This is a genomic window from Streptomyces sp. R11 (genome assembly GCF_041051905.1).
GTDB lineage: Bacteria > Actinomycetota > Actinomycetes > Streptomycetales > Streptomycetaceae > Streptomyces.
Map to the genome: position 1 here is coordinate 254368 of NZ_CP163432.1, position 18400 is coordinate 272767.

Annotated in this window: 12 protein-coding genes and 2 pseudogenes; 6 read left to right on the forward strand and 8 right to left on the reverse strand. The window is 68.8% G+C overall.

Features of this window, described 5'->3' with window-relative positions; all coding sequences use genetic code 11:
- Positions 1-88 precede the first annotated feature (88 nt).
- Positions 89-1276, forward strand: a complete 1188-nt coding sequence (locus AB5J55_RS01300; RefSeq protein WP_369268837.1) for a type III polyketide synthase — start codon at positions 89-91, stop codon at positions 1274-1276.
- Between the two features lie 58 nt (positions 1277-1334).
- Here the strand turns inward: AB5J55_RS01300 and AB5J55_RS01305 are convergent.
- From AB5J55_RS01305 to AB5J55_RS01320, 4 genes and pseudogenes are all read right to left on the reverse strand, one after another.
- Positions 1335-1585 (reverse strand): annotated as a pseudogene (locus AB5J55_RS01305) (zinc ribbon domain-containing protein); the annotation flags it as partial.
- Between the two features lie 83 nt (positions 1586-1668).
- The gene (locus tag AB5J55_RS01310; protein ID WP_369268838.1) at positions 1669-3834 is read right to left on the reverse strand and encodes a SpoIIE family protein phosphatase; all 2166 of its coding nucleotides are present in this window, start codon (positions 3832-3834) and stop codon (positions 1669-1671) included.
- Positions 3835-4125: 291 nt separating this feature from the next.
- On the reverse strand, positions 4126-5844 hold the full coding sequence (locus AB5J55_RS01315; RefSeq protein WP_369268839.1) for an acyl-CoA dehydrogenase family protein: 1719 nt from the start codon (positions 5842-5844) through the stop codon (positions 4126-4128).
- 85 nt (positions 5845-5929) lie between these two features.
- A complete protein-coding gene (locus AB5J55_RS01320; RefSeq protein WP_369268840.1) occupies positions 5930-6496 on the reverse strand; it encodes a PadR family transcriptional regulator in 567 nt (188 codons plus the stop codon).
- Positions 6497-6854: 358 nt separating this feature from the next.
- Here AB5J55_RS01320 and AB5J55_RS01325 point away from each other — a divergent pair, with 358 nt between their 5' ends.
- Together AB5J55_RS01325 and AB5J55_RS01330 are read left to right on the forward strand one after the other, a co-directional pair.
- Complete coding sequence (locus tag AB5J55_RS01325; protein WP_369268841.1) at positions 6855-7958, forward strand: YihY/virulence factor BrkB family protein; 1104 nt, start codon at positions 6855-6857, stop codon at positions 7956-7958.
- Positions 7959-8089: 131 nt separating this feature from the next.
- The gene (locus tag AB5J55_RS01330; RefSeq protein ID WP_369268842.1) at positions 8090-8491 is read left to right on the forward strand and encodes a DUF3662 domain-containing protein; all 402 of its coding nucleotides are present in this window, start codon (positions 8090-8092) and stop codon (positions 8489-8491) included.
- Between the two features lie 180 nt (positions 8492-8671).
- Here the strand turns inward: AB5J55_RS01330 and AB5J55_RS01335 are convergent.
- Positions 8672-8776, reverse strand: a pseudogene (locus tag AB5J55_RS01335) (GNAT family N-acetyltransferase); the annotation flags it as partial.
- A gap of 185 nt (positions 8777-8961) precedes the next feature.
- Here AB5J55_RS01335 and AB5J55_RS01340 point away from each other — a divergent pair.
- Positions 8962-9444 carry a hypothetical protein gene (locus AB5J55_RS01340; RefSeq protein WP_369268843.1) on the forward strand — a complete coding sequence of 161 codons (483 nt, stop codon included), beginning with the start codon at positions 8962-8964 and terminating at the stop codon, positions 9442-9444.
- 365 nt (positions 9445-9809) lie between these two features.
- On the opposite strand, the gene AB5J55_RS01345 is transcribed toward AB5J55_RS01340, so the two are convergent.
- Complete coding sequence (locus AB5J55_RS01345; RefSeq protein ID WP_369276047.1) at positions 9810-10553, reverse strand: class I SAM-dependent methyltransferase; 744 nt, start codon at positions 10551-10553, stop codon at positions 9810-9812.
- A 238-nt stretch (positions 10554-10791) separates the two neighbouring features.
- Positions 10792-11190, reverse strand: a complete 399-nt coding sequence (locus AB5J55_RS01350; protein WP_369268844.1) for a hypothetical protein — start codon at positions 11188-11190, stop codon at positions 10792-10794.
- Between the two features lie 307 nt (positions 11191-11497).
- Here AB5J55_RS01350 and AB5J55_RS01355 point away from each other — a divergent pair, with 307 nt between their 5' ends.
- Positions 11498-12601, forward strand: coding sequence for a hypothetical protein (locus tag AB5J55_RS01355; protein ID WP_369268845.1), 1104 nt, complete (start codon positions 11498-11500; stop codon positions 12599-12601).
- A gap of 132 nt (positions 12602-12733) precedes the next feature.
- Here AB5J55_RS01355 and AB5J55_RS01360 read toward each other — a convergent pair whose 3' ends face one another.
- Positions 12734-13207 (reverse strand): hypothetical protein, encoded by a 474-nt coding sequence (locus AB5J55_RS01360; protein ID WP_369268846.1) that lies wholly within the window; start codon positions 13205-13207, stop codon positions 12734-12736.
- A 783-nt stretch (positions 13208-13990) separates the two neighbouring features.
- Here AB5J55_RS01360 and AB5J55_RS01365 point away from each other — a divergent pair.
- Positions 13991-18259, forward strand: coding sequence for a HAMP domain-containing protein (locus AB5J55_RS01365; protein ID WP_369268847.1), 4269 nt, complete (start codon positions 13991-13993; stop codon positions 18257-18259).
- Positions 18260-18400: the final 141 nt, after the last annotated feature.

Sequence of the window (18400 nt, forward strand, 5' to 3'; positions counted from 1 at the left end):
TGGCCCAGGACACAGCACTTGTGGCCCTCCCCTCGATTTCCCCCTCCCCCGTTCCCCGTTCCCCGTTCCCCGTGGAAGGTGCCCCATCATGGCCGCTTACCTCTCTCCTCCTGCCGTGATACACGGCGAGCACGTCGTGAAGACCAGCCAGATCGTGGCCGAGGTGAGCGACCGGCACCCGGACGCGGCGTGGGCGCCGCGGGTCGACGGCATCGCGGCCAGTACGGGCATCGAGACCCGCGGGTGGATGCTGCCGTTGGAGACCGCCGTCGCGCCCGGCAGCGGCAGCGCCCTGCAAGCTGTGGGCATCGAGCCGACCCAAGAGGCGCTTGTACGCGACGGGTTCACACAGCAGGACGTGGACCGCGTGATCGCCGCCCTCGAGGCCATACCCGCGCCGCAGACCGTCCAGGAGCGCACGGCGCCGGCCTGGGAGGCCGTGCAGTCCTACGGGGAGCGTGCGGCACGCGGGGCCCTGCAGACAGCCGGGCTGGACGCCTCGGACGTCGACTGCCTGATCACCAGTCACTCCACCACTCCGGCGCTGCCCGGACTGGACATAGCCCTGGCCAACAGGCTTTCGCTCCGCAACGATGTGATGTTGCTGCCTGCCACGCAATGGGCCTGTATCGCGGGGACCCGCTCCCTGGCGCTCGCGGCGGATCTCGTGGCCGCAGACCCCGACCGGGTGGTTCTGATCGTCATCTCGGAGGCGCTGAGCACGACCTACCAGCCCGCGGACGACACCCTTGAGTCGCTGATCGTCCGGTTGCTGTTCGCGGACACGGCAGTGGCCGCGGTGGTCACGGGCCGCCCGAGGCCCGAGTCGGTGCTGCGGCTGGACGCCGCCTGGAATCACACCCTGCCCGGCACCCAGGACCTGCACCGCCTGGAGACGCGGTCGGACGGCACCCACTTCGTGATGGACCGGCGTGGACCGCGTGCCGTGCAGGAGACGGTCACGGCAATGTGGGACTGGCTGCGCGAGCGTTACCAGGACGACCCCGATTCCTGGCACCCCGATGTGCTGCTCGCCCACCCCGGCGGGACCCGGGTGCTGGAGTACATGGAGCAGACGATGCCCGAGGCGTGGCCGTCGGGGCTGCTGGACTACAGCCGGGACAGCTACACCAGCGGCAACCGCGGAGGCGCCGCCGTGTTCGACATCCTGCGGCGGGCGCATGACGCGGGGAAGCAGAAGCCCGGCAATCGCGCCGTTCTGTACGCGGCGGCGCCCGGTCTCACCGCCACCGCCCTGGAAGGACAGTGGCTTTGACCCGCTCCTCGCCCTGAAGGGCGAGGATTCCGGCCTTTCTCGACTAGCTGCTGTGCCGCTACGCGGCACGGTTTCCGGTCGGGAATCCGTGGCTTCCTGTTTCGTCACGCTCTGCCAGAACGGGTTCTGGTCCTACCGGCGCTCCGCAGGCCGATGCCGCCGGTCCGGCGGCCGTTTCACATTCCGTGCGGTGTTGACGTCGCGGTCGTGGACGGTGCCGCAGGCGGCACAGGTCCACTCGCGGACGTCGAGGGGCTTGCGGCCGTCCTTGACACCGCAGGTGGAGCACGTCTGGGAGGTCGGCTCGAAGTGAATCCCGGTGGCACGAGTTCCCGCCACCCGTGCCGCAAGAACCCTCGCCCCACCCGCCGCGTCCCCGACGCGGAGTCGCTTCACCTCGCGACTTCCGCCCAGACAACCTTCCCGGTGTCCGTCCACCGCACCCCCCACCGGGTGGTGAGCCGGTGCACGATGCTCAGGCCACGCCCGCCGTCGTCGAGCAGGTCGCCCCGCCTCAGGCGTGGCCTGCCGTTGCCGGTGTCGCCCACCTCGCACAGCAGGCCGTTGCCGGATCTGATCAGCCGTACCGTGATGGGGCCGGCGGCGAAGCGGACCGCGTTCGTGACCAGCTCGCTGACCAGCAGCACCACCTTGTCCCGGGTGGCTTCCCTGGTACGCCATTGCGTCAGCAGCGCGAAGACCTGCGCTCGGGCGCGAGCGGGGGCGTCGTAGCGGGCGGCCAGCCGCAAGGTCGCCGTGTCCCCCTTGCGGTAGCCGATCGTCCGCGCGAGGAGCAGGGTCACATCGTCGCGCTGGTGCATGGGGGCCAGCTCGGCGACGACGTGCCGTGCGGCCTGCTGCAGGGTGTCCCAGGGGTGCACCGTCGACACGGCGGCCGCCAGCCTGTCGATGCCCTCGTCGATCGACAGGGCGGGATCCTCGACCAGGCCGTCGGTGTAGAGAGCGAGCAGGGAGTCCGGGGCGGCGACGAAGGTGTGGACGTCGAACGGCTCCCGCAGTGCGAACTCGGCGCCCAGGCCGGGGTGAGGACGCAGCGGGAGCGGACCGGCGTGCCCGTCCGGGGTGACCAGGATCGGGGGGAGGTGGCCGGCGCTGGACAGTGCCACGTGGTGGCTGACCGGGTCATAGAGGGCGATGCAGCAGGTCGATCCGAGGGCGCTGTAGCCGGCCGCCAGCCCGGACTCGGCGTCGTCCAGCAGCGTCACGGTCTCGTCCAGGTGCTCCAGCACCTCGTCGGGCCCGAGCCCGGCGGACAGCAGCGCGCGGGCTTCCATGCTCAGCTGGCCCATGGTTGCGGCAGCTCCCAGGCCGTGCCCGACGACGTCGCCGACTACGAGCGCGGTACGGCCGTCCGGCAGCGGAAAGCTGTTCACCCAGTCGCCGCCGACGCCGGCGCTGTCGGGGGTGGCGGGCTGGTAGACGCTGGCGATCTCGATGGTGTCGCCGCCGGTGCGTGGCAGGAGTCGGCGTTGCAGTGCGAGCACCTGGGTGTGCTCGCGTTGGTGCTGGCGAGCCAGGTCGACGTGGTGGGCGGTCCTGGCCACCAGTTCCTGCAAGTCGAACAGCTCGCTGTCGCGGAAGGGGCGGTCCGCTCGCCGCCAGACTTCCGCCACGCCCAGTACGACGGGCGGCGCGCCGTCCAGCACCAGTGGTATGCACGCCACGCCCGCCGACCGGTCGACGGGCACGAGGGCACGCACAACCCGTGGGCTGTCGAGCACTCGCTCGACAGCCTCGCGGTCGGGTATGACGATGATCTGCGGCGCGTCGTTTTGCAGCACCGCCTGCGCCAGCAGGCGGCTCGCGTCGCTGGGGAGGTCGTCGCCCGGTGTCACGTAGCCCTCGGGCCATGCCCGGTCCGGCACCAGGGCCGCCCGCCGCAGTCGGATGCGCCGCTGCACCTGCCCGGTGACTCCCTCGCCCGTCCACACGGCGAAGTCGAGGTCCACGGCCGCCACGTCTCCCCAGGCCAAGAGGGACTCCGCCAGCGACTGGGCGGTCTCGCCGATGTCCAGCGAGGTGCCGATCGCGGTCTCTGCGGCGTACAGGTGCAGCCTCCGGGCCATGGCGATCACGGAGACGGTCAGGCCCTCCTCGGGCACCGCGGCGGGCAGGATGCTCAGCGAGACCACCAGCTCCGACCCGTCGCTGCGGCGCAGGCGCTGGATTCGGGCGACGTGTGCCTCACCGCTCTCCAGGACCTGCCGCAATCGCCGTGTGACCGTCGGTACGTCCCAGGGGGGCAGGAGATCGATGAACGGTTTCCCGGGCACGGCGTCCAGACCCGCGAACACGGGGGCGTCCAGATTGCAGCGGGTGATGATCAGATCCCGGTCCACGTTGACCGCGCCGAGGATCTGCTCCTGATGGCTCGCTGCCGAGTTGTCCGGTACGGGGTGGCGCGTGGTGCGGTCGCCCTGCGCGTCGGCGGGACCGGCGGGTCCGGCGTCCGCTCCACCGCGGGGGATGTAGCGCCCCAGGGCTCGGCTGACCAGGTGGAACGCCGACGAGGACGAGCGGGAGGGTGTGGAGTCCATACGACTCTCTCAGCAATCCCCGGCGCAGCACCGGGGCCGTACTCGGACCGCGCGACGGGGCCCCGAGATCCCTGACCGCACACCTCATTGAATAACACCGGGCGCGGCTTCGCCCACACCGACCTCTGACGGCTCTACGAGACGATTCGAATCGTCTCTGTGGGTTTCACCCCGTGCGCGGTACCCGCCGCGGCAAGGGCTACGGCGGGTACGTGGCGACGTCGGCGATACGGCGTCACTGCTCCGGGAGACCATGCCCGTCACGTGTCGACGAGCCCCCGGAACTCACTGTCACGGCGCCATCTCGTACACCCCGGCCAGCGCCTCGACACGCTCCCAGACGCGTCCCGAACGCGCTTCGTCGATGACGGGACGCCGGACGGCACCGAGCGCCCAACGCTGCTGATCCGCGGTGGCGGAGTCCTTGCCGTGCAGTTCGACGGCGAACGCGGAGAAGTCGCGGACGAGGACGGAGAACAGTTCGTCGAGCACATCCTCGTCGAGGTCCGTCAGGCGGGCCTGCTCAAGGATCAGCTGGCCGTGCACCACGAGTGCGAACAGCTGGCCGACGGCGAGCAGAAGATCGAGGTCCCGGCTCTGCTCCTCGTCGGGGGCTGCGGTGGTGACGAACTCGCACAGGGCGTCGGCCTGCTCCCGGAAGCGGGCGACGTTCGGGACGCCGGCGTACGCGTCGTAGGCGGGGCGCCAGTCGTGGAAGCGCACGGAACCCAGGCCCCGGGCCGGTCCCTGCTCGAAGAGGAACGTGTCGTCGGCCGCGTCGAGGCGGGTCGGCACCGGTGCGAACTCGGCCGGGTTCAGGAGGTGGTTGCGCATGAACTTGAGGATCAGCGCGAGGTTGACGTGGACCGTGCCTTCGAGCTTGGGCAGTCCCCGGATCTCGACGGCGGCCTGTGCGAAGTAGGTGTCCTTCTCGAAGCCCTTGGCGGCGATCACGTCCCACATCAGGTCGATGACCTTCTCGCCCTCCGTGGTCACCTTCATCTTCGTCATCGGGTTGAAGAGCAGGTAGCGGCGGTCGTCCGGCGAGGCGGAGCGGAAGTAGTCGACGGCGCGGTCGCTGAAGAGCTTCATGCCGACCAGGCGGACGTACGCGTCGGCCAGCTCGCGGCGCACGTGCGGGAAGGCGGTGACGGGGCGGCCGTACAGGATGCGAGTGTGCGCGTGAGTGACCGCCTCGTACATCGCATGCTCACAGATGCCGATCGAGGCGGTGCAGAGGTTGAACTTGCCGACGTTGACGGTGTTGAGGGCGGCGTCGAACGCGGCGCGGCCCGTGTGCAGGACGTCGTCCGGTCCCACCGGGTAGTTCTCGAGGCGGAACTCGCTGACGTACTTCGATGAGTCGACGACGTTCTTCACGAGGTGATACGCCGGGTGGCGGCTGTCGGCTGCGAAGAAGACGTAGCCGTCCGGGCCCTCGATGTCGGTGCGTCGGCCGAAGACCGAGACGAGCCCGGCGGCATTGCCGTTGCCGATGTAGTACTTGGAACCCTCCGCCGTGAAGCCGCCGTTGCCGTCCGGCGTCAGCAGCATGTCGGTGGAGTAGATGTCGGCGCCATGGGTCTTCTCGGAAAGGCCGAAGGCGAACACCTCGCCCTGGGTGAGGAGTTCCGCGGCACGGGTGCGAGCCGCCGCGTTGTCGCTCTGCCAGACCGGTCCGAGCCCGAGGATGGTCACCTGCCAGGCGTACCAGTAGTCGAGACCGTAGAACCCGAAGATCTCGTTGAGTGCGGCGATCCGGGCCGTGTCCCAGCGCCGGTCGTTGTCGCGGGCGGCGGACGCCGGGGTGAGGAAGGTGGCGAACAGCCCTTCCTTGGCGGCGAACGCGAGGAAGTCGGCCAGCCAGGCGCGGGAACGGTAGTCCTCGATGAGCCTGCGCTTGCCCCGGTCCTCGAACCAGTCAACGGTGGCGCGCAGCAACCTGCGGGTCTCGGGGTCGAACTGTGCCGGGTCGTACGTGCGCGGGTTGAAGAGGAGGGAGTCGGCCATGGAGGTCCGCCTTCCGAAGGTTGAGGGTTGAGGGTTGATGGTGCGGAACTGAAGGTCGCGGAGACGCGCGGCCGTGGCCGGCAGTTCAGGGATGCGGGTCCGACGTGCCGAGCCGATGGAGGGTGGCGAGTACGTCGTCGAGCCAGGCGACAGTCATTCGCTCGTACGCGATGCCGCCGCGCAGCACGACATGCTGCAGTTCCTGACCGGCGTCGAGCGGGGCGGGGGCCGCCGGGCCGGTGAAGTCGCGCAGTTCCCCGGCGAGATAGTGCGCCAGCCGGTCGCTGTGCACCTGCCGGTGCCGTTCGACCTCACGGATCAGCACGGCCGGGTCGTCGAAGGCCGCGCCGCGGATCTTCACGGCGAGTTCGTGCCGGATGCTCTCGGGTTCGATCGATTCGTGCAGCCACCGTGAGAGGGCGGCGCGGCCGGGCCCCACAACGGAGTACTCCTTCTTGTCCGGCCGGCTCTGCTGCGGCAACCCGCGGACGGCGAGCAGGCCGTCGCTCTCCATGCGCTTGAGGACGCGGTAGATCTGCTGGTGCGTGGCGGTCCAGAAGTATCCGATGGACCGGTCGAAACGCCGGGCCAGCTCATAGCCGGTGCCCGGCTTCTCCAGCAGGGAGACGAGGATCGCGTGCTCGAGCGCCATGCCTCGATCTTTCTATGCAACTCGTTGCATAGCCAAGTGGCACCGCCCAGGTGAGACGGGGCTCACGCGAGGCAGCGGCCGTGCCCGATGGACGGCCCCCTCACGCGCTTGAGCGAATCAGCCTCACCCGCTCGCGCCCGCCTTGCCGCCGCGCGAGGCCGTGGCCCTGTTCGGAGTCGGTCGCCGCGGTATCCCGCGACGGACGGCCGCCGCCCTCGGGGTCACCGTCGCGCGGCTGGTCGCCGGCCCTCGGTCCACCCGCCGGCCCAGAGGGCGTCGGCGAGTGGCAACACCGCCCTCGCACCCACCAGTAGGGCGCGCGCCGGGTGACTGCGCCGTTTGTGGTTACTCGCCGCGTATGGCGAAGCTCATGAAACCGGGACACAGACGCGAGGACGGTCGCAAGGGCCGTGGCCCCACGCAAGGCCTGGAGGCCGGCGAACAGGAAGCCCCTGAGAGGCACGGCCGCGCGAGCGAGCCGGAAAGGTTCGGTCCGGGTCCGGACGTGGAACGCAAGGAGCCGGACGCACCCACCGAGATGCCGAAGAAGTCGTGGCCGGCGGTGCTGCGCGGCACGCTCAAGGAGTTCAAGGACGACGAACTGACGGACCGTGCGGCAGCCCTGACCTACTACGGCATCCTGTCGATGTTCCCCGCCCTGCTGGTGCTGGTGTCCCTGCTGGGAGTTGCCGGGCAGTCGGCCACCAGCACCGTGCTGGACCACGTCCAGCAGCTCGCCCCGGGCGCCGTCCGGGACGTGATCGGCGACGCGGTGCGCCAGCTGCAGGGCAACTCCGGCATCGGGTCGATCATGGCGATCGTCGGCCTGGCCCTGGCAGTGTGGTCGGCGTCCGGCTACGTGGCGGCGTTCATCCGCACCTCCAACGCCGTCTACGACGTGCCGGAAGGCCGCCCTGTGTGGAAGGTGCTGCCGCTGCGGCTGGCCCTGACGATCGTGCTGGTGATCCTCGCGGTGCTCAGCGCCCTGATCGTGGTCTTCACCGGTGCCGTCGCCCGCCGGGCCGGTGACGTGCTCGGTGTGGGTGACACCGCTTTGACGGTGTGGTCGATCGCGAAATGGCCGGTCCTGGTCGTCCTCGTGACCCTTATGATCGCGCTTCTTTACTGGGCCAGTCCCAACGCGAAGATCCGCGGCTTCAAATGGGTCACGCCGGGCAGCTTCCTCGCCCTGGTCGTCTGGATGATCGCCTCCGCCGGTTTCGCGTTCTATGCCGCGAACTTCGCGTCCTACAACAAGACCTACGGCACGTTCGCCGGAGTGATCGTCTTCTTGGTGTGGCTGTGGATCACCAACATCGCCGTCCTGCTGGGCCTTGAGTTCGACGCCGAGACCGCCCGCCAGCGCGCCATCGCCGGAGGGTACCCGCCGCAGCAGGAGCCGTACGTCGAGCCGCGTGACACCCGCTCGTGGGACGAGGAAGACCGGTGCCGCTTCGAGTAATCCGGTGCCGCTTCGGGTGGGCGCTGCGGGTGCTGCCGGTGATGGGGCGTCACTCGAACGCACCGGGCTGAGCCGCGGCCGTATGCCCCTTTGATGAAGAGTGATGACGAGGAAGAAGGAGTGACGAGCAGATGAGCACGCTCACTGGATGGGAACGGACTCTCGAGCGCGCCGGAGAGGCGCTTTGGGCACAGTTCTTCCGCAGGGACCCCGTCGAGTTGGTGGATGCGTTGCGGCGTGAGTGTGACAGCAACGCCGTGGTGTGCAGTGAAACCCGGGTCGTGGTCCCGAACGCGTACGACGTGGAACTGGCCGAACACGTCCACGACGAACTCGCCCGCAAGGCGGGCCAGGTGGGGCAGGTTCTCACCGACAGGCTGGCACAGCACGGCGAGCGCCAGGGGTATGAATGGGCCGGACCATTGGCTGTGCACGTCACCAAGTCCTGCGACGTCCCCAACGGGCGCTACCGCGTGACGAGCACGGTGATGCGGCACGTCAGCGCCGAGGGTTTCCAGGCCGCGAACCACTGAAGCGCTGACGCTTCGGCGATACCCGCACCGGTGGGTTGCGCTGGGTCCACCGTCAGTCGGCCGTTGCGTCCTTGGTGTACTCAATCCTGGTCGGCGCTCGCCCTCAAGCCTCTGCCCGTACCGCCATCCGCACGCCTCATAGGACGACTTGGCCGCAGCGTTGTCCGCGAAGCTCTCCAGCCGGATGGTCGCGTACCGAGCGAGGAGCGTTTCCTCCGCATGCCGAAGCAGGAGCCGGCCAAGCCCTCGGCGATGATGATCCGGGTCGATCATCATCAGGTCCATCGTGGAGCCATCGAGGATGGAGAAGCCGACGATCCGCCCCTCCTGACTGAGGCAGTGCTGTCACCGCCCTCCCCGCTCCCGCTACGGTCGCCCCGATACGCGCCGCAGGTGGCGATTACTCCGGTTTGACATGGTTCGGGGCGGTGGCATGGTGGTAGGCGGGGGTGAGGGTCAGGAGGCTCGGCATGGCATCCGGTTCGGCTTGGCGTTCCGCAGCGCGGCAACTGCCGCTCAGGCTCACCGTCGGTGCGTTCTTCCTCGACTCCGGACTGTCGAAACGCCACGCGGACCAGGCCACCGCTGAGCGACTCCAGCAGTTCGCCACCGCCACCTACCCCTTCCTGGGCAAGCTTGACGCCCGGAGGTTCACCCGGCAGCTCTCCACCGAGGAGATCGCCGTTGCCGCCGCGCTGCTCCTGCCGGTCGTCCCGGCCGCTGTCGCCGGGACCGCGCTCACCGCATTCTCTTGCGGCACTCTCGGGCTGTACCTGCGTACGCCAGGCATGCGTCGGGAAGGCAGTCTGCGCCCCACTGAGCCGGGAACCGTGCTGGCCAAGGACGTCTGGTTGCTGGGCATCGGTATCGCCCTCATCGCCGAGGGCGTGACCCGCCACCGGGGACCCGCGGCCAGTACCCTGGGCCCGTGGCGCGGCATGCTGCGACGCTGATCACGCCCGTGCGCCCCAGCCGTACCAGCGCGGAGTTCCGAGAGCGGCACCGTCGACGGCAACGCGGATGAGGCTCAACGTTCACCGACAGATCGGGTACGCGCGGGGCGGAGCTCGTAGGGGCCGGGCGCCAGGCCCACCCTTGTCCGGAGGCGCTGCCGAGCTCACGTAGTGGTTCGTGGTTCCCGCCGTTGCGCCTCCCTTTGCCCGTCGCAGCGCGGGTTCCCCGCAGTCGAGCCGGTCCTGGAGCCAATCCGGGTACCCAGCTCGACCTGGGGCGATCGCGCAAGGACCCGGACCGGGGTGCGGGCCGATAAGGCGTACGACTCCCCAAGAACCGCACCCATCCCCGGCCAGTCAGCCGGTCATGCGCAGCAGCGCAACATCTCCAGCGGCGGGTAGGCGAGGAGGTCAGCCCAGAAGTTCTCGCCGAACTCGCGGATGCCGGCTTCGGCCACCTGCAGTGGAACCCACTCCACCTCACTGAATCCGGCCGCCTGCAGACACTGCTCGTAGACCTCGCGGCGCGGTGCATTGGCGACGATGCTGACTGGCTGCGGGTCGAGGAGAGCCGTGACCCGCACCTGCGGACCCGTCTCCCCTTGCTCGCCGGTCGGCTCGCAGCGGAACCCGTACTTGTCCAGGGACGGGCAATCGAAGCGGTAGTCAGGCTTCTGCGCGAACACGAAGAACTCTCCACCCGGCACGAGACTTCGGTGGATGTTGCGGCACATCCGCTCCATAGCCGCGATGTCCTCGGCGTAGTTGAGGCACTGCACTGCCACCGCGATGTCGAAGCGCCGGTCGAAAGGCCGCAGTTCGGCCACGTCACCGACCTCATAGCGCACACCCAGCGGGTCCCGCTGCTCGAACTCCCGTGCCGCGGCGATCATCTCGACGGAGATGTCGACACCAAACACATCCGTGGCGCCACGCCGCTTGAACTCCCTGCTGTAGAAACCGGTGCCGCACGCCAGGTCGAGAACCGACCTGCCGCTCACGTCCCCGACCAAGCCCAGGAAGCTCGGCACCTCCCCATAGCGCGTCAACGGCAGGGACTTGAATCCCTCGAATGCCTCGCCGATCTCGTCGTACTGCTGCACACTCACGGCTGCAATCCCCTGTTCGTCGTCGTGTACACGACCACCCCGGCCCGCCTGATCCACAGGCTCGCCGGGCGAGGTCATGACCGACAGTCTCCTGCGCAGCTGCTCGGCTGCCGTACAGACCGATGACACAAAGAAGTCAGCCTGTTAGTGGGCAAACACCGGACACTCCTCCAGCAGACATGCCCCATGCCCCCTGATCCCCGGCGCGAGACGAACGCACCGGGGATCAACGACAAGCTCAGTACCTCGTGGGGAACAGTTGCAGGTTGGCCTTGTTGCCGGAGACCGACTTCACCCAGATCTTCAGGTTGTTGAACTTGACAGTGCCGCCCGGGCTGGTGCTGCCGGTAAGGCTCCCGCCGGCGGCCGACATCTTCACGGATCGGGAGCTGACACCCGTGATCTTCAAACTCCCGAACCCGAACTTACGGCTGTCCACCTTGATGGTCTTGGGCGCCGACACGGTGGTCTTGCACCGCCCGTCGTAGCAGGGCCCGTTGGCAGCGGACGCCGGCGTCATCAGGCCGAACCCGAGTGTGCCCGCCATGGCCAGCGTCACGGCAGTCGTCGTGGCCCGGCGGCCCGTACCGGCGGTGTTCAGCAGGCCGGCGGCTGTCAGTCGGCGGATACGGTTCACGTCATCGCCCTTCGATGGGTTGGAAACGGTACGACGGGAGTTCCAGCCGCCGCCGGAGCCCGGACGCGCTGGTGAGCACGGATCCGAGTCGGGCGGCTGGTGGCCCCGATGTACCGATTCCAGCGGCCGCCCGTTTGTTCAGAAACCCGCTCCCTCACCTGAACAACCCGCGGCGAACCCGAAGAAGGGACTGCGCCGGCGACAAGACGCGGTTCGCGGGTGGCGTTCCCACGGCGGATGAGAATTCACGTTGGCGGGCCGCCGCCGAGCTGCGACCATGCAGCTGTTTCCCTTACGGAGAGGGCCTTTGTTCGTCTTCATTTGTGCGCGCTGCGGTGCCGAGCTGACAGTCCCTTTGTCTCAGGTCCCCCTTCCCGCCCATGCCCGTCAGACGTACGGGAATGGGGTCCAACTACCGGTGCTCATGGAGTCAGGGACGTTTGCCGTGGACCCGGACCCCTGGGGAGGGCCGTGGCGGATGTGGGACGAGATCGATCCGGGCGAGGCGGAAGCACGCGGCATCTACGCGCCGGTCTACGCCCTGTCCGACAGCACGCCCGGGGCGATTGTCATCGCTCCCGGTGATATCCGCGGAACCCGGCTGATTCCCGAGAAGCGCGGCGGTGCCTGCTGCGGCCTCGACGGGGCCGACGGGCCCAACATGGCCTGCGAGACGTGCGACCTGCCTGTGGCAACCAGGATCGACGACTGCTCGCTGTGGCAGGCAGTGCGGCTCGGCTCGGACGCCGTGCGCCGCGTCCTGGTCGATGGTGTCCACACGGCGCCGTACTCCTGGGCGGAACTGGTGGAGAGGGGGGAGAGCACGCCCCCGTTCGAAGCGATTGGCACGTGGGGAGGGCGGTTTGGGTCGAGCCACTACTGGTCGTGGAGTCCGCAATGGGAGGCGGCAGCCGGCCAGACGCTCGCCCACCTGTTGGTGGCCTCCAAAGGGCAGCCGGTAAAGGTCCCCAACGGTCTGACCGCGGACGTGTTCCAACGCTCGCTCGACACCCTGCTGCCCGCAGGCCCCCCGAGGCGACGCGCCGTCCTGGCTGGACCGGGAGAACCCTCCGCCGGTGCGGACGTCGACATCCTCCTCGTACCGGTCCATCCCCAGACGGGACAGACCTGGACTCCCGCCGGCCCGGCCGCATCGGCATACCCGGTGCCCCTGCCGCTGGGGGTGTGGCTGTGGCTGGTCTCTCCCCACCCGTACTTGCCTGTCCCCGCATCGGGCGGCATCCCCCAAGACGTGCTCCGCGACGACCCGCTCCCGCCGCGCCCCAACTACCTGTTCCGCGCCGACCGAGGAAGTTTCCAGCACACCTTGGTCCGGCTACCGGCCGTTCGCAGCCCATGGATACGCACGATCCTCGAGAACCTCCAGGAAGGGTCGGCCGACATCTTCTAGCCGTCTGGCAGCGATCGAACAGCGCCAGAGTGTCGTACCTCCCGAAGTGGCGAACATCCCCTGTCCATTCTCGGGCTCTGGCTCGGCGTCCGTGGTGGGCGCACGCTGAGTGACGGCTGGGTTCCGGCCGCTTCAGGTGCCGGAAGCCGTGGCCTGGTTTCGGTGGAGATAGCCGTCACCAGGGCAGCCGGCATCCGGGTCCCCGGTCGGACACATCACAGGGTCGTCTTCGTCACCGAAGAGGAAGGCGTCCACCTCGCAGTCTCCGGTGGAGAAGATCAGCGACAGCACGGTGCCGCGTGCTCCGGTCTCCTCAGCGGTGTTGGTCTGGTCGGTTTCAGCGGGGGCATAGAAAGCCCAGTGGCCGGACGACAAGGCCGAGGGGTTCTCGCAGTCATGGGCGACGGGCAACTCGTCGAAGTGCTCAGCGGTGAAGGTGCGATCCTCGTGGAAGGTCAGGGATGTGCCCGCCTCGCTGGTCCATCGCCCGTCAACCTGGTCCGCCGAAATCTCCGCAGCATGGATCGCCGCGGCCCAGCCGCATGACACCGTCAGCGCCGCTACCGCCCCTGTGCAAGCGATTGCGCACCACAACTGTCGGCCCACTCCAACCCCTCCCCGCATACCCCCGGCAGCCGCCATCCGGCCTCGTTGGCCGGACCCCGACTATATTTGAACGCGCTCAAAATCACGCACCGGTCGGCCACCGGGAAGCAGCTGTGCTGTCGGCCCACCTACGGCACCGCCGCTCCCCCGAGTCAAAGCCGGTGGGACCGGCCCACGGCGCCACCCGCGGAGGGCTGAGCAGACCGACGCATTTGTCTCCACGGCCCCAGGTCTCAGCGGCGCCGCTCCTCAGGCCACGGTCGGAACCTCCGTCGCCCCCACTCCTGCGCCTGTTCCGTCATGCGACGGCGCAACCAGATCATCCATAGACCGAGCGGCGTCGCCACAAGCGCACCCAGCAAGGCATTGCCCCAGCCGACTCCCCCGCCTCCGAACCGGATCACCACGGCCAGCAGCGCAAAGAACGCCAGAGCAAGGCCTGCATGCATCACCCTCTTCGGCATGCGGTCCCGGGTACCCCCGAGGCCGGTGCACATGACGCCACGCGGAGACCCGTTCGCCGCTTCCGAAGGCCGGGCGAACCCCGCCGAGTACCTCGTATCCCGCCGGACATGCCTTGCGGAGGGGAGGGTTTCCACTCAGCCGGAACGTCCGCATCGGGCTTTTGTTGTCGCCCGGCAACTGAGTTAATCTTCACGGGATTTTCTCATCCGGTCGAGCCGTGTGAACAGCGGAAACCGGACGGTGAGGGGGCCTTCACAGCCCCGGCGCGGTTCCGAGTCCTCGGGGTGAGGGCTCTTGGGGAGCGGAACGAGGGTGCGCATGACCAGCAAGATGATCGAGGCCGTCGACGGACCCCCGGGCGAGCAGGAGCTACGGCAACTGCTGGCCGGACTGACCGCCGTACGGGACGGTGACTTCGGTACCCGGCTGCCGGACGGCGAGGGTCTCCTCGGCGACATCGCCACGGTCTTCAACGGCATGGTGGACCAGCTGTCCGTCTTCACCTCGGAAGTCACGCGAGTGGCGCGGGAGGTGGGTACCGAAGGCACGCTGGGCGGCCAGGCCGAGGTGCCGGGCGTCTCGGGGACCTGGGCCGATCTGACCGACTCGGTCAACGCCATGGCGGGGAACCTCACCACACAGGTGCGTGACATCGCGCAGGTGGCGACGGCGGTGGCCAAGGGCGACCTGTCGCAGAAGGTCGACGTGCCCGCACGCGGCGAGATCCTGGAGCTCAAGGAGACCGTCAACACGATGGTCGACCAGCTCTCCGCCTTCGCCGACGAAGTCACCCGCGTCGCCCGAGAAGTCGGCAGCGAGGGGCGCCTCGGCGGACAGGCCCGGGTGCCCGGTGTCGGTGGTGTGTGGCGAGACCTGACCGATTCGGTCAACTTCATGGCGGGCAACCTCACTTCCCAGGTCCGCAACATCGCCCAGGTGACGACCGCGGTCGCGCAGGGCGACCTGTCGCAGAAGATCACCGTGGACGCCCGCGGCGAGATCCTCCAACTGAAGAACACCATCAACACGATGGTCGACCAGCTCTCCGCCTTCGGCGACGAAGTCACCCGCGTCGCCCGAGAAGTCGGCACCGAGGGACGCCTCGGCGGACAGGCGGACGTCAAGGGCGTGAAGGGCACCTGGCGCGACCTCACGGACTCCGTGAACTTCATGGCGGGCAACCTCACCGCGCAGGTCCGCAACGTGGCCCAGGTGGCCACTGCCGTCGCGAAGGGCGATCTCTCGCAGAAGATCACCGTGGACGCCCGCGGTGAGATCCTGGAGCTCAAGACCACCATCAACACCATGGTCGACCAACTCTCCGCCTTCGCCGACGAAGTCACCCGCGTGGCCCGTGAAGTCGGCACCGAGGGCAATCTGGGCGGCCAGGCGACGGTCCGGGGCGTGTCGGGGACGTGGAAGGACCTCACCGACAACGTCAACGTGATGGCGTCCAACCTGACCGGCCAGGTCCGCTCGATCGCCAAGGTCGCCACGGCCGTCGCGCGCGGTGACCTCTCGCAGAAGATCACGGTCGAGGCCAAGGGCGAGGTCGCTGCCCTGGCGGACGTCATCAACACGATGGTCGACACGCTTTCAGCGTTCGCCGACGAAGTCACGCGTGTCGCCCGCGAAGTCGGTACCGAGGGACGCCTCGGGGGTCAGGCGCACGTGCCGAACGTGGCCGGTACGTGGAAGGACCTCACCGACAACGTCAACTCCATGGCCAACAACCTGACCGGGCAGGTCCGCAACATCGCCCTGGTCACGACCGCGGTGGCCAATGGTGACCTGTCGAAGAAGATCGACGTGGACGCCCGCGGCGAGATCCTGGAGCTGAAGACCACCATCAACACGATGGTCGACCAGCTGTCGTCGTTCGCCGCCGAGGTCACCCGCGTGGCCCGCGAGGTCGGCAGCGAGGGACGGCTCGGCGGACAGGCCGAGGTGGAGGGAGTCGAGGGGACCTGGAAGCGGCTGACGGAGAACGTCAACGAACTGGCCGGGAACCTCACCCGCCAGGTCCGTGCGATCGCCGAGGTCGCGAGCGCCGTCGCCGAGGGTGACCTGACCCGCTCCATCACCGTGGAGGCATCGGGCGAGGTCGCCGAGCTCAAGGACAACATCAACTCCATGGTGGGGTCCCTGCGTGAGACCACGCGGGCCAACCAGGAGCAGGACTGGCTGAAGACCAACCTCGCCCGGATCTCCGCACTGATGCAGGGCCACCGCGACCTGCCCGTCGTCGCCGAGCTCGTCATGGACGAGCTGGCGCCACTGGTCTCGGCGCAGTACGGCGCCTTCTACCTCGCCGAGGACACCGAGGGCGGCCCCGACCTGCGGCTCGTGGGCTCGTACGGCTATCCCGACGACACCGGCCGGCCCGAGCGCATCCGCGTCGGGCGCTCCCTGGTCGGGCAGGCCGCACGCAACCACCGTCCCATCAGCGTGGAGGAACTGCCGCCGGGCTATGTGACGATCTCCTCCAGCCTCGGGCAGGCCGTGCCCAGCGCCCTGGTGGTCCTGCCCATCGTCGTCGAGGACCAGGTCCTCGGTGTCATCGAGCTGGCGTCCATCGCTCGCTTCACCCAGATCCACCAGGACTTCCTTGGCCAGCTGATGCCGACCATCGGCGTCAGCCTCAACACGATCGTGGCCAACGCCCGCACCGACGAGCTGCTGGACGAGTCCCAGCGGCTGACGGCCGAACTACAGGCGCGCTCGGAGGAGTTGCAGGTCCAGCAGGACGAGCTCCAGCGCTCCAATGAGGAACTTGAGGAGAAGGCTTCCCTGCTGGCCTCGCAGAACCGCGACATCGAGGCCAAGAACCTGCAGATCGAGCAGGCGCGGCAGGAGCTGGAGACGCGTGCGCAGGAGCTGGCGCTGGCGTCGAAGTACAAGTCGGAGTTCCTGGCGAACATGAGCCACGAGCTTCGTACGCCGCTCAACAGCCTGCTGATCCTGGCTCAGTTGCTGGCACAGAACCCCTCGCGCAACCTCACCCCGAAGCAGGTCGAGTACGCGGGGATCATCCACTCGGCGGGTTCGGACCTGTTGCAGCTGATCAACGACATCCTCGACCTGTCGAAGGTCGAGGCCGGCAAGATGGACGTCGCCCCCGAGCGCATTCCGCTGCGCCAGCTCCTGGAGTACGTCGAGGCGACGTTCCGGCCGATGACGACGCAGAAGAGTCTGGCCTTCACGGTGGCCACCGCGCCGGGCACCCCGGCCGATCTGCTCACCGACGGCTCCCGGTTGCGTCAGATCCTGCGCAACCTGCTGTCGAACGCGGTGAAGTTCACCGAACAGGGCGGCGTCGAGCTGCGCATCGAACCCGCCGCGGACCGGGAGGTGCCCGTGGGCGTCCTGCGCGGCGCGCCCGTGGTGGCCTTCCGGGTGAAGGACACCGGCATCGGCATCCCTCAGCAGCAGCTCGAGACGATCTTCGGGGCGTTCCAGCAGGCGGACGGCACGACCAGCCGCAAGTACGGCGGCACCGGCCTCGGTCTGTCGATCACCCGGGAGATCGCCTATCTGCTCGGCGGCGCCGTCACGGTCGACAGCACGCCCGGCCAGGGCAGCACCTTCACGCTCTACCTCCCGGTGACACGCGCCGACTTCGAGGATCTGCTCGACGGTGGCAACCTCGGGGCGGACCAGCCGCATGCCACCGCCGCCGAGCTGTTGCCGGCCTCCCCGCCGGAGGCCGCCGCCCTCAAGGCTCCCGAGCAGCGCAGGCGCCGTCTGCTCGTCGTCGAGGGCCGTCCACGCGGGCTGCTCACCCTGGTCGCCGAGCGCGCCGTGGCGGACATCGCCACCGACCCCCACAACCCGCTCGGGGCGATCGACGTGATCACGGCGGTCGGGGCGCAGGAAGCGGCGAGCACCCTGGCCGCCGAACCCTGCCACTGCGTCGTGCTGGAGCTCGACATGCCCGACGACGAGGGCGCGCGTCTGCTGCAGGCCATGGAGGGCGACTCGGCGCTGGCCAGCGTGCCGGTGCTCGTGCACACCGGTCATCACGTGGACCTGGCGCAGGAGCAGATGTTGCGCTCCCGCGCGGAGGGCCGCCCGCTGGACTTCCTCTCCAGCCTGGACGATCTGCGCGAACGCATCACCCTGCACCTGTCCGCCGAGGAGCCGGGCGACGTGCTGTCGCTGGTACGCGTCGAGGAACCCCAGCGGCCCATCGCGCAGGTCGTCGACAAGGCCTTCGTCGGCAGTACGGTGCTCGTGGTCGACGACGACGCGCGCAACCTCTTCGCGCTCAGCGGGGCGCTGGAGCTCCACGGCTTCCGTGTCCTGCACGCCGACAACGGCCGCAGGGGCATCGAGACGCTGCTGGCTCATACGGACGTCTCGCTGGTCCTGATGGACGTGATGATGCCGGAGATGGACGGTTACGCCGCCACCGCGGAGATCCGCGCGATGCCGCAGTACGCGAACTTGCCCATCATCACGGTCACCGCGAAGGCCATGCCCGGGGACCAGGAGAAGAGTCTCGCGTCCGGCGCGAACGACTACGTCACCAAGCCTGTCGACACCAACGAGCTCATCGGACGCGTCCAGCACTGGCTGTCCGTGTGACGGGCCGTCACGCCGCCGTCCGCACCAGCCGACCATCCGGCGTCCCCGGACGTCCGAGCCGAGGAACAGGTCAACCGTGACCCATCCCCATCAACCTACCGACCCGGAATCCGCCGGTGTTCCGGCTGAAGACAGCGAACG

Coding starts and splice junctions, on each gene's coding strand:
- AB5J55_RS01365 (WP_369268847.1), top strand. CDS start 13,991: ATGACCAGCAAGATGATCGAGGCCGTCGACGGACCCCCGGGCGAGCAG.
- AB5J55_RS01330 (WP_369268842.1), top strand. CDS start 8,090: ATGAGCACGCTCACTGGATGGGAACGGACTCTCGAGCGCGCCGGAGAG.
- AB5J55_RS01315 (WP_369268839.1), bottom strand. CDS start 5,844: ATGGCCGACTCCCTCCTCTTCAACCCGCGCACGTACGACCCGGCACAG.
- AB5J55_RS01340 (WP_369268843.1), top strand. CDS start 8,962: ATGGCATCCGGTTCGGCTTGGCGTTCCGCAGCGCGGCAACTGCCGCTC.
- AB5J55_RS01320 (WP_369268840.1), bottom strand. CDS start 6,496: ATGGCGCTCGAGCACGCGATCCTCGTCTCCCTGCTGGAGAAGCCGGGC.
- AB5J55_RS01300 (WP_369268837.1), top strand. CDS start 89: ATGGCCGCTTACCTCTCTCCTCCTGCCGTGATACACGGCGAGCACGTC.
- AB5J55_RS01325 (WP_369268841.1), top strand. CDS start 6,855: ATGGCGAAGCTCATGAAACCGGGACACAGACGCGAGGACGGTCGCAAG.
- AB5J55_RS01310 (WP_369268838.1), bottom strand. CDS start 3,834: ATGGACTCCACACCCTCCCGCTCGTCCTCGTCGGCGTTCCACCTGGTC.